17 protein-coding genes are annotated in these 15928 nt (G+C 63.8%); 5 read left to right on the top strand and 12 right to left on the bottom strand.

The features are described 5' to 3' along the window. Positions 1-166 precede the first annotated feature (166 nt). A complete protein-coding gene (locus KW568_RS15720) occupies positions 167-526 on the top strand; it encodes a hypothetical protein (RefSeq protein WP_033726762.1) in 360 nt (119 codons plus the stop codon). A 42-nt stretch (positions 527-568) separates the two neighbouring features. Here the strand turns inward: KW568_RS15720 and KW568_RS15715 are convergent, their stop codons facing one another. Beyond that, a complete protein-coding gene (locus KW568_RS15715; RefSeq protein WP_003248274.1) occupies positions 569-775 on the bottom strand; it encodes a hypothetical protein in 207 nt (68 codons plus the stop codon). 324 nt (positions 776-1099) lie between these two features. On the opposite strand from KW568_RS15715, the gene KW568_RS15710 reads away from it, so the two are divergent. Beyond that, the gene (locus KW568_RS15710; RefSeq protein ID WP_004576658.1) at positions 1100-1900 is read left to right on the top strand and encodes a hypothetical protein; all 801 of its coding nucleotides are present in this window, start codon (positions 1100-1102) and stop codon (positions 1898-1900) included. 70 nt (positions 1901-1970) lie between these two features. Then, a complete protein-coding gene (locus KW568_RS15705; RefSeq protein WP_004576657.1) occupies positions 1971-2471 on the top strand; it encodes a methylated-DNA--[protein]-cysteine S-methyltransferase in 501 nt (166 codons plus the stop codon). Between the two features lie 4 nt (positions 2472-2475). Here KW568_RS15705 and KW568_RS15700 read toward each other — a convergent pair whose 3' ends face one another. Both KW568_RS15700 and KW568_RS15695 read right to left on the bottom strand, forming a co-directional pair. Further along, entirely contained in the window at positions 2476-2718 is a 243-nt protein-coding gene (locus KW568_RS15700; RefSeq protein ID WP_004576656.1) for a hypothetical protein, read from the bottom strand. Continuing rightward, positions 2715-3458: a carbon-nitrogen hydrolase family protein gene (locus KW568_RS15695; RefSeq protein ID WP_004576655.1), complete on the bottom strand. Its 744-nt coding sequence runs from the start codon at positions 3456-3458 to the stop codon at positions 2715-2717. Before KW568_RS15695 ends, KW568_RS15700 begins: the two co-directional genes overlap by 4 nt. 214 nt (positions 3459-3672) lie before the next feature. Between KW568_RS15695 and KW568_RS15690 the strand changes: the two genes are divergently transcribed. Continuing rightward, positions 3673-4398: a serine/threonine protein phosphatase gene (locus KW568_RS15690; protein ID WP_004576654.1), complete on the top strand. Its 726-nt coding sequence runs from the start codon at positions 3673-3675 to the stop codon at positions 4396-4398. Here KW568_RS15690 and KW568_RS15685 read toward each other — a convergent pair. Then, a complete protein-coding gene (locus tag KW568_RS15685) occupies positions 4346-4960 on the bottom strand; it encodes a LysE family translocator (protein WP_004576653.1) in 615 nt (204 codons plus the stop codon). The two genes, KW568_RS15690 and KW568_RS15685, sit on opposite strands and share 53 nt — an antisense overlap. 82 nt (positions 4961-5042) lie before the next feature. Continuing rightward, positions 5043-5852 (bottom strand): AraC family transcriptional regulator, encoded by an 810-nt coding sequence (locus KW568_RS15680; protein WP_003248286.1) that lies wholly within the window; start codon positions 5850-5852, stop codon positions 5043-5045. Positions 5853-5983: 131 nt separating this feature from the next. On the opposite strand from KW568_RS15680, the gene KW568_RS15675 reads away from it, so the two are divergent. After that, on the top strand, positions 5984-6607 hold the full coding sequence (locus KW568_RS15675; protein WP_003248288.1) for a LysE family translocator: 624 nt from the start codon (positions 5984-5986) through the stop codon (positions 6605-6607). Here KW568_RS15675 and KW568_RS15670 read toward each other — a convergent pair. The 7 genes from KW568_RS15670 to KW568_RS15640 form a co-directional block, all read right to left on the bottom strand. After that, the gene (locus tag KW568_RS15670; RefSeq protein ID WP_004576652.1) at positions 6604-9078 is read right to left on the bottom strand and encodes an autotransporter outer membrane beta-barrel domain-containing protein; all 2475 of its coding nucleotides are present in this window, start codon (positions 9076-9078) and stop codon (positions 6604-6606) included. The genes KW568_RS15675 and KW568_RS15670 overlap by 4 nt on opposite strands. 112 nt (positions 9079-9190) lie before the next feature. Next, entirely contained in the window at positions 9191-9466 is a 276-nt protein-coding gene (locus KW568_RS15665) for a peptidylprolyl isomerase (protein ID WP_004576651.1), read from the bottom strand. 87 nt (positions 9467-9553) lie between these two features. Beyond that, the gene (locus KW568_RS15660; RefSeq protein WP_004576650.1) at positions 9554-11506 is read right to left on the bottom strand and encodes an acetoacetate--CoA ligase; all 1953 of its coding nucleotides are present in this window, start codon (positions 11504-11506) and stop codon (positions 9554-9556) included. Positions 11507-11598: 92 nt separating this feature from the next. Beyond that, positions 11599-12078 (bottom strand): serine protease inhibitor ecotin, encoded by a 480-nt coding sequence (gene eco / locus KW568_RS15655; protein ID WP_033725262.1) that lies wholly within the window; start codon positions 12076-12078, stop codon positions 11599-11601. A gap of 55 nt (positions 12079-12133) precedes the next feature. Further along, a complete protein-coding gene (gene hbdH, locus KW568_RS15650; RefSeq protein ID WP_004576649.1) occupies positions 12134-12904 on the bottom strand; it encodes a 3-hydroxybutyrate dehydrogenase in 771 nt (256 codons plus the stop codon). A gap of 10 nt (positions 12905-12914) precedes the next feature. Continuing rightward, positions 12915-14306, bottom strand: a complete 1392-nt coding sequence (locus KW568_RS15645; protein WP_004576648.1) for a GntP family permease — start codon at positions 14304-14306, stop codon at positions 12915-12917. Positions 14307-14531: 225 nt separating this feature from the next. Further along, positions 14532-15914 (bottom strand): sigma-54-dependent Fis family transcriptional regulator, encoded by a 1383-nt coding sequence (locus tag KW568_RS15640; RefSeq protein ID WP_003248302.1) that lies wholly within the window; start codon positions 15912-15914, stop codon positions 14532-14534. Positions 15915-15928 lie beyond the last annotated feature (14 nt).

Below are 15928 nucleotides of genomic sequence, written 5' to 3'. Positions count from 1 at the left end.
GTATGAAGCCCTGCCGAGTCGTGGTGTGATGTCCCTCGGGAGTTTCACTGTTGCGGCGTGCCCCGGCTACTGGCAGAAATATCAGGTGCGCTACACTGATCCCGCTTGGGCGTCGTCCTGCAGCAAGACTTTGGTTGATTAGTAACGCGGCGTCACACCCGTTAGAATGCAGCGTATCCATAACGGTCGATTGCAAATGCCAGACTTTCGTATTTTTATCGCCACTGTGTTGGTTGCCAGCCTCGCCGGTTGCGCAAGCCCCGGCAAACCCACTGCCAGCAAACTGACCCAAAAATCGCCGCAGCAGTACGCCGCCTGTGTCCTGCCAAAATGGCAGGCGCTGGCCCCACAGGCCACGCAGAAGTCAATAGCCCACGGCTACCGGCTCACGGCGCCAAGCGCCGTGGCAAGCGACGATGTGCTTGATGTGGTTGACGCTCACGAGGGCAGCCGCGCGACCTTCTACAAGGGCAGCTTTCTGTCTGGCGACAAATTACGCCAGGCTGCCAAGCAATGCCTGGATTGAACCCGTGCCCCGAGCGGGTTGAGCCGCCCCGATCTCCTGCAGTTACCCCAACTCATCCCGCTTGTTCAAATGCTCGCATTTCACCTGCGCCTCCGTGCGGCTCGGATAGCTCGGCTTGAGCCGCTCCTTTGCCTGATTGTCATAAATGTCGAACCCTCCACACACGGTAGCGGCGTAGTAGCGGCTGCCAACGCGGAACGATTCCTTTTCGATCGGCACAGCGGGAACGATAACGAATCTTGGTTGCATTTTTCGTGCCTCCCCAGGCAGAGATTTAAGTATTAGTCTCACCGATCACAAGCATCAAGCAGGCTCATGACGAAAGGCACTTGGCAACCATCGGTCGCCTCGGTAATGGTCATCGCTATTCCTGAATCGCACCAGGGGAACACTTTTTCACCGGGGTGGTCTGTTATAGCAGTTGGACCAGCCGGTATTAGCCAGGCTGAAACCCCGCCAAACAAGGGAATGGCGGTTGACTTAAGTTCACCCAGGTAAAGTTAGGTAAAAGCGGCCACGGCATATACACGGATCAGTATTGTGGTTTGTACTGTCCGGTTAAAGATGCCATTGATGAACATACTTCCGTCGCAGCCAAGCGCTGAACGCGGGGCGTTCTCCGGTTTCGAGGCGTGTCGCAATTCCCAGCAGGGCCCCGTGGTGATCCTCGCCTCCGGCGCTTCTGCCAAACATTTTCCGCTGGGCGAGTTTGCGCACTTGCCCATCATCGCCATGAATGGGTCGGTCGCCATGACCGCCGAACACGGCATCAAACCCTTCTTCTACGTGTGCACCGACAAAAGCTTTTGCCAGCAACAGCCGGCCTTGTTCGCCACTGCCGTGCGCGACAGCGAACGCCTGGCCTTGTGGCCAGAGCAGTATGCGCGTACCGATGTGCCAGCTCACACCCAGTGTTATGCCTTGCACAAAGCCGACACGCCGAGCCTGCTGGACGGTTTGCGCGGCCAGGGTGACAGTTGCGTGTGCAACCGGGCACTGTGGAGCAAACGCAGCCGCTCGATCGCCTTCAGTAAAGACCTCGCCCATGGCTTTTTCGATGCCCGCACGGTGGCTTATGTGGCCTTGCAGTTGGCCTATCACCTGGGCTTCGAGGACGTGTTGCTGGTGGGGGTAGACCTCGACCAGAGCGTCGGGCGCTTTTACGAGGACGGCCAGGGCCCTTCTTCGCCGTGCGGGCTCGACCAGCATTGGGACAGCCGCATCCTGCCGTCGTTGAAGCTGATGGCCAGGGAAGTGGTCAGCGAGCATTTCCACGTCTACAACCTGTCGGCAACATCGCGCATTCCCGTTGAGCTGATCCCCAAGGTCACGCTCAGCCAGGCGCGGCACATTGCCGGCTGCGCAATGAACTGAGCAAGAAAGCGGGTGCATCAAGGACTGTGGATGCGTACAGTGGGCCGATCGCAACTTGCAGGAGCCTGCTATGTCCAGCGCATTCACGATCATGCCATCGCCCGTCGGCATGCTGACCCTTGTGGCCCGTGGCAATTGCCTGGCAGCCGTATTGTGGGAAGAGGAGCGGGAAAACCGCGTACGCCTGGGCGCACTGCACCGGGACGACCAGTGCCCGGTACTGCGGGAAACCGCGCGCCAGCTGGGCGAGTACTTTGACGGCAAGCGCCAGCGTTTCGAGCTGGCGCTGGACTTTGCCGGTACTGAGTTCCAGCGCCAGGTGTGGGCCGCATTGCTGGCGATACCGTTCGGCGAAACCCGCAGCTACAGCGATATTGCCCGGCAGCTCGGCAACCCCAGGGCGGTACGCGCGGTTGGCGCTGCCAATGGCCGCAACCCGATTTCGATCATCGCCCCCTGTCACCGGGTAATCGGCGCGTCGGGCAGCCTGACCGGCTTTGCTGGTGGCCTGGCGGCCAAGCAGTATCTGTTGGCGCTGGAAGGGCGGCAAAGCCTGGCGCTGGACCTGTAAGGCGTCAACCGAACCCGCTGGCGATCAGGCAGGCCAGCACGGCCAGCACCGAGCCGGCGATCAGGGTGTATTGCCGCCGGGCCTGACGTGCGCGGGGCTCGACCTCACGCAGGTACTCGCCGGGCGTAGGGGCATCGGGCCGATGGCGCAAGCCCTCGGCCACATCGGCAAGTTGGCCCTGAATCAGCATGCCGACCAGGCAGTAGGTGCTGGCGTAACTCAGTAACGCTAGAAACAGATAGATCATGCAAGGTACGGGGCCAAGGGCAGGGTGATCGCGCTGGCACTGCGGGTGTCGAGTACGATCAGCCCTTCACTGTGGTCATCCAGGCTGGCCAGCAAGTGCCCCTGGCTGTCCCATGCTGCAGAACCGCCGGCACCGATGAAAGTGTCGGCCGGCCCCACGCAGTTGGCCATCAACACCGGCATGCCCAGCTCGCGTGCCACCTCTGGATAGTGCGCATATCCCTCGCGGATACCCTTGGCGGTTTTCGCAACGCTGACCAGGTACAGGTCGGCACCGCGCTCGCGGGCCACGGCGGCATGCGCCATGAACATCGATTCGTAGCAGATCGCCGGCGCCACCCGGTGTTCACCTACCTCCAGCAGCAATGCCTGATCACCTGGGGTGAAGTAAGGCAGCTCATCATCATGCAAGCGCTGCTTGGCATAGGCCTGGCGGGGCGCCTCAGGGCAGAAGATGGGCATGCCGATGCGTATGCCGTCGGGCGTCGGCAATGGCAGGCCCACGGCAACCGTAATGCCCAAGCGGTCGCAGGCTGCCTGCAGCGGGTCCAGGCGCGCGGAGGTGACGGGCAGGGCGGACTGGCGCGCCACACTCGGCTCATAGCCGGTCAGCGACAGCTCGGGGAACACCACCAGTTCGGCACCCAGGGCCGCAGCCTGCTCGATGCAAACCAGATGGCGCTGGAGGTTGCCTGGCAAATCGCCCTTGAGCGACGCCAGTTGTACGGCGCACAGTTTCATCAGAACCATTCCCTGGTGAAGATTGACGTGCCGAGCATACTATCGGCACCAACGCCTGTTCCAGTGAAGGGTTTTTCAGGCAGCCTGGGGTGCGCAGCAAAACGCCCCCCGACCTGCGCAGCCACGGTACCTTGTGCCATGCTGTCCAGTGACAGCGCCATGCGCACGGCCCGCGCAAAGGCGGGCAGGGTGCTACCAGCGGAGGAACACTGTAATGGCACGGTTTCGGCGGATGATCGCCAATATCCGGGGACGGGATCTGGCCGTAGGCGATATCCATGGCCACTTCCAGCGCCTGCAACAATGCCTGGAGGCGGTAGGGTTCGATCCGGCGGTGGACCGCCTGTTCAGCGTGGGTGACCTGGTCGACCGTGGGCCGCACAGCGAGGCAGCGCTGGACTGGCTGGCCCAGCCTTGGTTCCATGCCGTCCAGGGCAATCATGAGGCCTTGGCAATCACCCGCGTGCGCGGTGGGCGGCTCGACCTGGGCATGTACCGCGCCGCCGGGGGGGGCTGGTTCCTCGACTTGCCGCGGCGCGAGCAACTGCGTTTCGTGGAGCGGTTCGAGCAGTTGCCGATTGCCATGGAAGTGGAGAGTGCGGACGGGCTGGTAGGCCTGCTGCATGCCGACAGCCCGTTTGCCGACTGGGCAGTATTACGCTCCTGGCTGGAGCTGGATGACGACCCTGAGGTGCGCCAAGTGTGCCAGTGGTCGCGTCGGCGCCTGAAAGAGGGTGACACCCAACCGGTGCAGGGCCTGCGAGCCCTGCTGGTCGGCCACACCCCGGTGCTGGAGGCCAAGCTGCTGGGCAATGTGTGGCACTTGGACACGGGGGGCTGGGCCAGCGGCCATTTCACCTTGGTCGACATGCGCACCTTGCAACGGGTCAGCCCAGAGCCAGATGCAGCAACAACGCCCCCGCCAACATCACCAGCATGACCCCCGAGGCCCGCTCCAGCCACCCCAGGCTGCGGGCGAATCGTCGCAGTACCCGCTGGTTGCCGATGGCCACGGCAACCAGCAAGTCCCAGAGCAGGACGATGCTGAACATCCATAGGGCGTAGGCCGTTTTCCAGCCGGGGCTGACGCTGGCGACCATGCTGGCCAGGCTGGCATAGAACAGCGCGTTCTTGGGGTTGAGGATGCCGGACAAGAAGCCCATGCCCAAACTGCGCCACCAGCCATGAACCCGCTGGCTACCGGCGACTGTGCCCAGGCTGGTTTGCCCGGCATGGCGCAGGAACAGCACGCCGATGTACAGCAGGTAGCTGGCGCCGGCCAGTTGCAGGGTGGTGAACAGCAGGCTGCCCTGCTGCAGTACCGAAAGCCCGGTGAAGGCGATGACAATGAACGCGCCATTGGCCAGCGCTATGCCCAGGCAGGCGCCGCTGGCGATGCGCCAGCCGCTGTTGATCGCGTTGCGTGCGACCAGGAAAAAGTCCGGGCCAGGTGAGAGCAGGGCAAGAAAGTGGGCCAGGGCGATGATCATGAATTGTTGCATTGGGGGCGGCTCTGCGGAAAAACCGCAGTCTGCTGCCGGGCCCGTTCTGGCGTATTGAACAATATTGCACCTGCAGCAGCCTTCAGTTTCCGCGGTACTGCCCCGGCGTAACCCCCACATGGGCCTTGAACACCCGCTGGAAATGGCTCTGGTCAGCAAAGCCAAGCCGGTAGGCCACTTCCGCCAGGGCCAGCCCTTCACTCAACAGTTGCCGCCCGCGATTGACCCGGGCATTGAGCAGGTAGGCATGCGGGGTAAACCCGGTAGCCGCTCGAAACGCGCGGATCAGTTGATAGCGCCCAAGCCCGGCCTCCCGCGCCAACACCTCCAGGCTCAATTGCGCAGGGTCCTGGTGTTCGATACGTGCAAGCAACCCGTTCAAGGTGGCGGCTTTCAGGACGGGGGCCGCTGCCAGCGGTGGGTGCGCGGCAACGTCCAGGTCCCCCAGGAAGGCAATCAGCGCCGCATCTTTCTCGCCGTTGCAGGCACTGGAAAACAGTAACCTGTTCAGCGCGCAGAACTGCCGATATACCTCAGCCTCCCTGCAGATACGCACCGGTTCGCCGGCTTCGATACCGCCAAAGCCCGACTCCAGGCGTAACTGCGTCAGCCAGTCGGCATCCACATGCAGCATCTGATAGCTCCACGCCAGGCCGGGGGCCGGGTTGCAGGCATGCACGCGGTGGGCCGGGACCAGTACCAGCGTGCCGGGCGCCAAGTGATGCTGCCCGTCGGCAGCCCCGGTGAAATGGCTGCGGCCAGCATCCACCGCACCGATGGAAAACGTCGGGTGGCTGTGGGCCTTGTAGCAGGCCCGGCTGTGGCAGGCGCGCCGGCTTTCGACATGTGCCAGGGCCGGGTCGCGCCACAGGGTGGCGTGGGAACGGGGCATTACAGGCTCCTCGGTATTGTCGGCAGGGTAACAGGTGCCGCGTACCCGTACAGTTTTTATCGCTGGCTGTTACTTGACCGCAGGGCCCGGAACGCGCCGAAATAGAGGGCTGTTGTCAGAGGAAAACGAGAATGGACCTTTCAAGCCTGCTGCTCTTCATCCCCGCCTGCTTCGCCTTGAACATGGCGCCAGGGCCTAACAACCTGTTGTCACTGCACAACGCCAGCCGTTACGGCCTGCGCACCGCCTGTGTGGCCGGCGCCGGCCGTATCCTTGCCTTCTGCGGCATGATCGCCCTGGCAGCGATGGGCCTGGCAGTGGTGTTGCATACTAGCGAATACCTGTTCCTGGCCATCAAGGTGGTGGGCGCGGCCTACCTGTTCTACATCGCCTGGCAACTGTGGCGCGCACCTGTGAGCGAGGCCGTGGTGGCAAGCGATCACCCAGGCGGCACTTGGCGCCTGGCGCGCCAGGAGTTCTGGGTGGCGGCCGGTAACCCCAAGGCCATCCTGATCTTCACCGCCTTCCTGCCGCAGTTCGTCTCGGTCGGTAGCAGCACCCCGGTGAGTGAGCAGTTCCTTTGGCTGGGTGTGTTGTTCCTGCTGCTGGAATGGGCGGCCATTGCCATCTACTCAGGCCTGGGCGCCTACATGCAGCGCTGGTTCAGCCAGCCCGGCCCACGCCGGATGTTCAACCGGGTCAGCGCTTCCTTGCTGGGTTGCGCGGGCCTCGGTCTGCTGGCTGCGCGCCGCTAGAACTGCCAGCGCACGCCCAGGTTAACGCCGCTGGCTTCCTGCTGGCGGCTGTCCAGGTTGGCGGTGTACTGCACGCCGCCATGCAGGCTCAGCGCTTCGTTGACCTGCGCGACCACACCGCTTTCCAGTTGCACTGAGGTATAGCGGTAATCGGTCTTGATCTTGTCTGCGTCATCGAAGCTCAAGGTGTCGCGCCCACCGTCGCCGTGCCACAGGTTGACCTGCGCATAGGGCTGCAACAGGCGCCCGCTGCTCCCCGTGAACGCACCCTCCAGGCGCAGGCCCAAGCGGCCGGTCAGCTCGACCTGGGCGTCATGACGGATGCGCGAGACGCCGTCGCTGGCGCTGTCCAGCGCGACCTTTTGCGCAATCAGCTGAGCTTGCGGTTCCACGCGCCAGCGCTCGGACAGGGTGATGGGGTAGCCCGATTCCAGTGAAGCTGTCCAGGCGTGGCCGTCGAGGTTCAGCGTGTCGCCACGCTCGGAGCGGGCGCGGCCATCCAGGCGGGTGTATTGCAACACCGCGTCCAGGTACGCGCCCTGTGGCCCGACCAGCGTCCAGTAGGTGCCCACGCTGTCGCCATCGAGTTTAAGGTCGCCCACGCTGCGGTCGTGAACGGCCAGGGCAAACCCTTTGACGTCGGCGTCCAGGCGGCTATGGCTTACGTAGATACCGACATGCTGGCGGTAACCGTTCTCGCCAACCATGGCATACAGGTCCTGGCCCACCTTGAAACCGTACAGGTCGCCATCCAGGCTCGGGCTGACCGTGCCGCTCCATTGCTGGCGCAGCGTGCCGCCGTAGGCTTGCCCCCAGCTGGCGGGCAGGGCGCTATCACCCTGGAGTAACAGCTGGTCGCCCTGGCGTTGGTGGAAGGTGCCCAATGCCTGACGGGCGATGATCGCGGCACCCCGTGGCGCGGCGGCATACACCGGGACCTCGGGGCGGTACAGCGGCAGGCTTTGGCCCTGCACCGGCGCAGGCAGCTCGGCCTGGCCGGGCGCTGGCGCAGCGACGGGCGGGGTGACGGCCGGGGCGATCACGGGCGGCTCGCCCGGTGCCGGCACAGGGGCTGGGGCGGGTGGCGCAACCAGCGTCGAGCGCAGGTACCAGCTGTTTTCACTGCCGGCAGTGACGCCCCCTTTGAACAGCCGATAGTCGTAGGCACCGGCCGATAGCCTTTGGGTCTGTACAAAGGCGGTGGCCGTGCTGGTGGCGCCGTCACGGGCTTCGACCACCTGGATGCCGTTCTGCGCAGTCGCCGCGCCTGCGCCGTTGAGGTTGTTGATGAGCACCTGGGTAGAGCCGGCGATGGCGCCGCGGCTGACCACCAGGCGATCGGAAGCAGCGCCATCGCCGGCCAGCACGCTGTTCAGGCGCAGGGTGCCGTTGTTGCCGGTGTAATCGCCCTCGATGCTCAAGCGGCCCATGGCATCATTGCCGGCGGTGAGGTCAAGTGTGCCTGCGTTGCTGATTGCGGCGCGCTGGCCAGGGGCAAACGCAGTGATCACCCCTTGGCGTGACGTGATGCGGCTGCTGGCGTCGAGGGCGAGGCTGCCCGTGCTGCTGTTGCTGTCGCCCAGTACCAGCGTGTCATCCAGTACCAGCCGGCTGCCGTTGTTCAGTGCCACGCGCTCCCAATTCACATAGTGGGCACCGCCTGCCGGCTGGCTGGCATCGAACGTCAGGCGGTCGTTACCTTCTCCGCCGTCCAACGTGATACTGAGCACCTCGGGCGTAAGGCCTTTGAGCAGCGCCGTGTCATCACCTGGCCCGGCATCCACGCGCCCGCCAATACGGCCTCCGTCCCAGGTGAAGCGGTCGTTGCCAGTGCTCAGCAACACATCGCCGCCAACCTGGCCACCGTGCACCAGCACCTGGTCGTCGCCACCGCTGACGCTGATGTTGCCACCGATGTTGCCCTCGAAGACTTCGATGTAGTCCTTGTCGAAGGCCGTGATGACATTCCGGTCGACGCTGCCGCCACGCATGATGAAGGTGTTCTCGTCCAGCCGCATGTTGACGTTGCCGATACGTCCGTCGTCCATTTCGGCATAGTCGCCGCTGTCGAACGTGCCCCTGATCCAGCCGCCGCTCATGTGAAAGGTGTCCAGGCCATCACCCTGGTTGAGGTTGCCTTCGATGACGCCGCCGCTCATGACGAAGTCATCGATGCCGGCGCCCTGGTTGACGTTGCCGCCGATGCTGCCAGAGCCCATGTCGATGCTGTCTTTGCCGGCGCCGAAGGTTACGTCGCCGGTAATGGCGCCGCTACCGGATGCCGGGAATACCAGGCGGTTATCGCCGCTGCTGTCCACCAACGCGGGTGCGGTGCCGCTGTCACAGGTGTAGGTGTCGTTACCCGGGCCGGGTGCGAAGGTGCAATTTGCTTGGGCGGGCGTGACCATGCCCAGCAGCGGGAGCGAACCCAGGGTCAGCATCAGGCGTAGACGCATCAGGAAAACCTCCATTCACCAGGGAAACCTGCGCACCACGCGTGGTGCACAGGGTTACCGGGGTTGTATAGAGGAGTGCGTCACGACCACAACTGGCAAAAATGTCAGGTGGCAAAGGGCTAGCGCGTTAGTCGCGGTAGAACGTTTGCACCAGGTGGTAGCCGAATTTGCTCTTGATCGGCCCGTGTACCACACGCAGAGGCTTCTTGAAGATCACCTGATCGATGGCGCCGACCATCTGCCCCGGGCGAATTTCGCCCAGGTCACCACCGCGCTTGCCCGATGGGCAAAGAGAGCACTTTTTGGCGAGCACGTCGAAAGCCTCACCGTTGGCGATGCGCTGCTTGAGCTTTTCGGCTTCGTCAGCGGTCTTGACCAGTATGTGGCGGGCTTGGGCTTTCATGGGCTACCTGTGCATCGGGGAAAAAGGCGGCATTATGCCTGATTGAGTCCTGTTGTAGCGATCGCGCCTAAATGGCCGCGATGAATGTCAGCTCTTCAGCTCTGCGCGATCACGAAACTGATCAAGCGCCTCCGGGTTGGCCAGGGCATCGGTGTTCTTAACCGGCAGCCCATGCACCACATCGCGAATCGCCAGTTCCACCAGCTTGCCACTGATGGTGCGCGGTATGTCGCTGACCTGGGCGATCACCGCCGGGACATGGCGGGGTGTGGTGTACTGGCGTATCACCTGGCGGATGTGCTGGCGCAGGGCTTCATCCAGCTGCAGGCCGTCGTGCAGGCGCACGAACAGCACCACCCGCACATCCCCGTTCCAGTCCTGGCCGATGGCCACGCTTTCCACGACCTGTTCGACTTTTTCCACCTGGCGGTAGATCTCCGCCGTGCCAATGCGCACGCCGCCCGGGTTGAGCACGGCGTCGGAGCGACCGTGGATCACCATGCCCCCGCTGGCACGCTGCTCGGCGTAGTCGCCCTGGGCCCACACCCCCGGAAACTGGCTGAAGTAGGCATCGTGGTAACGGCGACCGTCCGGGTCGCTCCAGAAACCGAGTGGCATCGAGGGGAAGTTGCGCGTGCACACCAGTTCGCCTTTTTCGTCCACCACGGGCTGACCCTGCTCGTTCCACACCTCCACCGCCATACCCAGGCCCTTGCACTGGATTTCGCCGCGACGCACAGGCAGGGTCGGGTTGCCCAGCACGAAGCAGGAGACGATATCCGTACCGCCCGACATGGACACGAGCCACAGGTCGGCCTTGATCTTGTCGTACACATAATCATAGCTGTGCGGTGACAGCGGCGAACCGGTGGACAGCAGCAGCCGCAGGCTGGTCAGGCAGTGGCTGTTGGCAGGTTCCAGGCCTGCCTGCTCCAGTGCCGCCAGGTACTTGGCGCTGGTGCCGAAGGCGTGGATGCCCTCGGCGTCCATCAGGTCCAGAAGCCGCTCGGGGCCCGGATGGAACGGCGAGCCGTCGTACAGCACCAGCGTGGCACCCACCGCCAGGCCGCTGGCCAGCCAGTTCCACATCATCCAGCCGCAGGTGGTGTAGTAGAACAGCACGTCATCGGCCTTCAGGTCGTTGTGCAGGCCGTGTTCCTTGAGGTGCTGCAACAGCACGCCTCCGGCGCGATGGACAATGCACTTGGGCACGCCAGTGGTGCCACTGGAATAGAGGATGTACAGCGGGTGGTCGAACGGCAGCGGGGTGAAACGGGGCTCGCCGCCGGGCTGGAAGAAGTCATCCCACAGGCTGACGTTGGCTGCCTGGAATTCGTCGGCACGCGTGCCTTTGCGGGTATGGGGCACCACGATCAGTTGCTCCAGGCCAGGCAACTGCGCACACACCTGGTTGACCTTGGTCACCTGGTCGATGGCCTTGCCAGCATACTCGTAACCGGCGCAGACGATCAGCAGCTTGGGTTCGATCTGGCCGAAGCGGTCGATGATGCCGTGCACGCCGAACTCGGGCGAGGAGGTAGACCAGACCGCGCCAAGGCTGGTGCAGGCGAGCATGGCCACCAGTGTTTGCCAGGTGTTGGGCATGATGGCGGCTACCCGGTCGCCCGGGACGATACCTGCAGCCTTGAATGCCATTTGCAGCCCGGCCACCTGTGCGGCCAGTTCGGCATGGGTGAACACTTCGCGTTGGCCGTCTTCGCGCACGGCGACCACGGCCGGGCGGTCGTCGCGGCGGCGCAGCAGGTGTTCGGCAAAGTTCAGGGTGGCATTGGCGAACCACTGTGCATCGGGCATTTGCGGCCCTTCGCTGAGCACCTGGCTGGGCGGCGTATGCCAATGAACGTGGAAATACTCGGCCAGGGTTTGCCAGAAGGCGGGGCGCTGTTCGATGCTCCAGCCGTGCAGGGCCTGGTAGTCGTTGAGTTGCAGGTTGTAGCGCAGGTTGACCCGGCGGCGGAAGGCATCCATCCGGCTGGCCTCGATCTGCGTTGTGGACGGGCGCCAGAGCACATCGTTCATGCCGAATCTCCTTTACCGGAACAAAAACAGGCTCAGGGCAGGATCAGCCTTGTGGTGCGAAGAGGCTGACCCTGCAGAGAAAGCGGTCCTGCCTACTCTACTTTAGCCTTCTGCACATCCTGCGATGCCGACCACACGCGGTAACGCACTTCGACATCCTTGGGCACATACACCACCACCGGCAGCTTGCTGTTGTAGCGCAGCAGGAAGCCATCGCCGACCACCGGCACGAAGGCCTCGGTCTTCTTGCTGTCCGGGCAGGCCATCAGCGTGCTGGCCGGGCCGCTGACGTTGTCCAGGCGGTAGTAATCGTAGCCCCAGCCTTCCAGGGTGCGTGCTTCCAGGTTGCCGCCCAGGCGCTGACGATTGCAGTCGACCTGCAGCGTCTTGCCAGCCAGGATTTCCAGTTTATAGGCCGACTCGTCGGCCTGGGCCGGCAGGTGGATAACCTGCCGGGTGAAGCCTTTTTCCGCCTCGGGGTAGGGCGCGATGTCCTTCAGGCTGGCGGCCATCGCAGGTGCGGCGGCGGCCAGGCTCAGGGCCAAAATCGCGGTCATTGGGGTAGGGCGCATAAGGCCTCCTTGCTGATAAACGAATGCGGGACCGTTGCCAGGCCCAGGCCGCCCGTCACTGGGCCAACCAGCCACCATCGACGTTCCAGGCGGCGCCGCGAACCTGGCTACCGGCCTCGCTGCACAGGAAGAGTACCAGCTCACCGAGGTGTTCGGGGGTGACGAAGGCCAGCGATGGTTGTTTTTCTGCCAGCAGATCGTGCTGCGCTTGCAGCCGATCGCCACCCTGGGCCGCACGATCGTCGATCTGCTTTTGCACCAGCGGTGTCAGCACCCAGCCCGGGCAAATGGCATTGCAGGTGACATGACTGGTGGCGGTTTCCAGGCCTACCACCTTGGTCAGGCCGACCACACCATGCTTGGCTGCCACGTAGGCTGCCTTGCCCATCGAGCCGACCAGGCCATGCACCGAAGCGATATTGATGATGCGCCCCCAGTTGCGCGTGCGCATGCCCGGCAGCGCCAGGCGTGTGCCATGGAATACGGCCGACAGGTTCAGGGCGATGATCTTGTCCCAGCTTTCTGGCGGGAACTGCTCAACCGGTGCCACATGCTGGATACCGGCGTTGTTGACCAGGATGTCGACGCCGCCGAACTCACGTTCGGCCAGGTTGAACAAGGCCTCGATCTGGATCACATCCGACAGGTCGGCCGGGTGATGCACAACCTTCACCCCGTGCCGGGCCATTTTCGCCATGGCGGGGCCCGGGTCGCCAAAGCCGTTGAGCACGATGTTGGCGCCAGCCCGGGCCAATACCTGGGCGATGCCCAGGCCAATGCCGCTGGTGGAACCGGTGACGAGTGCAGTTTTGCCTTCAAGGGTCATGCCATGCTCCTTAGACGATGCCAGTGGCGTAGAACGTGGCGATGACCACGAACACCGCCAGGGTCTTGATCAGGGTAATACCAAAAATGTCCTTGTAGGCCTCGCGGTGGGTGAGGCCAGTCACCGCCAGCAAGGTGATCACCGCGCCGTTGTGCGGCAGGGTGTCCATGCCGCCGCTGGCCATGGCGGCTACCCGGTGTAGCACTTCCAGCGGGATGTCGGCCGCGTGGGCGGCGGCAATGAAGGTGTCGCCCATGGCCGCCAGTGCGATGCTCATGCCGCCCGAAGCAGAGCCGGTGATGCCGGCCAGCAAGGTCACGGTGATGGCTTCGTTCACCAAGGGGTTGGGGATGCCGCGCAGGGCATCGGCCAGCACCAGAAAACCCGGCAGCGAGGCGATAACCGCGCCAAAGCCGTATTCCGAGGCGGTGTTCATGGCTGCCAGCAAGGCACCACCCACCGCGCTTTTGGTGCCTTCGGCCAGGCGTGTACGAATGGCGCCAAAGGCGCACACCAGGACCATCAGGATGCCCACCAGCAACGCGGCCTGCACAGCCCAGATGGCCGTCAGCTTGGCCACGTCGCTTTGTACCGGTGCACTCATGCCTGGCAATTGCAGGCTGTGACTGGGGCCGTACCATTGTGGTATCCAGTGGGTGAACACCAGATTCATCACCCCCACCAGTATCAGCGGCGACAGCGCCAGCCAGGGGTTGGGCAGGCTCAGGTCGGCAGCGGTTTCCGGTTCGTTGCGCAAGTCGGTGCCATAACCTTCACCGGCGCGCAGGGCCTTGTTGCGCTGGCGCTGCAGGTAGGCCATGCCGGTAAGGAACACGAACAGCGTGCCGATCAGGCCCAGCCACGGTGCGGCCCAGGCGGTGGTGTTGAAGAAGGTGCTGGGGATGATGTTCTGGATCTGTGGGGTGCCGGGCAGGGCGTCCATGGTGAACGAGAATGCGCCTAGGGCGATGGTGGCCGGGATCAGGCGTTTGGGGATGTTGCTCTGACGGAACATTTCGGCGGCGAACGGGTACACCGCGAACACCACCACGAACAGCGAAACACCGCCGTAAGTGAGCAGGGCACAGACCAGTACGATGACCAGCATCGCCTGGCGGGTGCCGAGCAGGCGGATGGCCGCGGCGACGATCGAGCGGGAGAAGCCGGACAGCTCGATCAGCTTGCCGAACACCGCGCCCAGCAGGAATACCGGGAAGTACAGTTTGATGAAACCGACCATTTTCTCCATGAACACCCCCGTGAACGCAGGGGCGACGGCAGCCGGGTCGGTGAGCAGCACAGCGCCGAGGGCGGCGATGGGGGCGAAGAGGATTACGCTGTAACCGCGGTAGGCGGCCAGCATCAGCAAGGCCAAAGCGGCGAGTGCGATGAGCACGGTCATCGGGGTGGGTCTCCTGGGTGAGTCTTGTTTTTATCGTTGAACAGGAGATAGCGGGAATCGTGCCAACTATGTAACTGGCTGATTTGTAAGGGTTAAAGGGTTTTGTTAGAAGTCTATGTCTACCTTCAGAGACGCCAGGGGCTGCGTTACAGCCCATCGCTGGCTTGCCTGTGATAAAGGGCGCACCTCTGGCGGCAATCTCAAATCAGAAACAAAAGTCTCCAATCAGAGACCAAGTGCCGCCATCTTCTTGTACAGCGTCGACCGCCCCAGCCCTAAGGCTGCCGCGGCCTCTGGGACTTTTCCTCCCTGTTCGGCCAGCGCCCCGGCAATCAGGCCGCGTTCAAAGGCCTCGCACGCGTCACGGTAGCGCTGCCGGACGGGCGCTTCAGCCAGCGGGCTCAATGGCCCCAATGCCGCACGCAGGTCCGCCACCCCCAACCGGGGCTGATCCGCCAGCAGGGTCGCGCGCTCCAGCACATTGCGCAGCTCGCGAATGTTCCCCGGCCACGCATGCCTGGCCAGCAGTTGCTGCGCTTCAGCTTCCAGCTCGTACTGGCTGCCCAGCTCAGCCAATATGGCCTCGCACAGCGCGGGCAGGTCCTCAAGCCGTTGTCGCAACGGCGGGACTTCGATCGGCAGCACATTCAGCCGGTAATACAGGTCGGCGCGGAAGGCCCCGCGGGCCATGGCTGCCTGCAGGTCGATGGAGGTGGCGGCAATGATGCGCACATCGCTCCGCAGCATCTGGTTCGATCCTACCGGTTCGTATTCCTTTTCCTGCAGCACCCGCAGCAGCTTGCTCTGCAGGGCCAGCGGCATGTCGCCGATCTCGTCGAGGAACAGCGTGCCGCCTTCGGCCAGTTGCAGCTTGCCGCTGCGGCCTTTGCGGTCAGCGCCGGTAAAGGCACCCGGCGCGGTGCCGAAGAATTCGGCTTCCAGCAACGTCTCGGGGATGGCGGCGCTGTTGATGCTGACAAAAGCTTTGTGTGCCCGTGCTGACGCTGCGTGAATGGCGTGGGCCAGCAGCTCCTTGCCGGTGCCGGTTTCGCCCAGCAGCAACACGGGCGAATCACTGCCGGCGCCACGCCGGGCGCGTCGCTTGGCTTCCAGGCTGGGCGCGCTGCTGCCTACGAACTGGGCGAAGCTGTATTTGGCCTGGCGGGCGCGCAGTTGCGAGCGGGTCGAGGCCAGTTCCTGCTGCATGCTGGCGTAGCGCTTGAGCAGCGGCGACAGGCTGCGCAGTTCGTCGAACAGGGCAAAGCCAATGGCGCCGATCAGCGCGCCCTGGTCATCGTGGATGGGCAGGCGCATGACCACCAACGGCTCGTTCGGCGTGTCGAGCATGTCCAGCAGGATGGGGCGGCCATTGCTCACCACGTCGCGCATCAGGCTGCCGGGGATCACTGTTTCGCACGGCTGGCCGATGGCACTGGCAGCGTCGGCCAGGCCAAAGCGCCGAGCGTAGCGTTCGTTCATCCAGACGATGCGTGCCTGGCGGTCGACGATCACCGTGCCTTCGCTGGACTGTTCGATGATCTCGAACAGCGAGCGGATCGCCAGTTGCCGTACCTGGGGGTAGTCCTTGAGGCTGTTGCTGTCGTGCATGGGTGAACATCCTG

This window comes from Pseudomonas sp. HD6515 (assembly GCF_024971855.1).
In the GTDB taxonomy this organism is placed as follows: Bacteria; Pseudomonadota; Gammaproteobacteria; order Pseudomonadales; family Pseudomonadaceae; genus Aquipseudomonas; species Aquipseudomonas alloputida.
The sequence above is the reverse complement of the archived record's forward strand: the minus strand, read 5'-3'. Positions and strand labels throughout refer to the sequence as shown.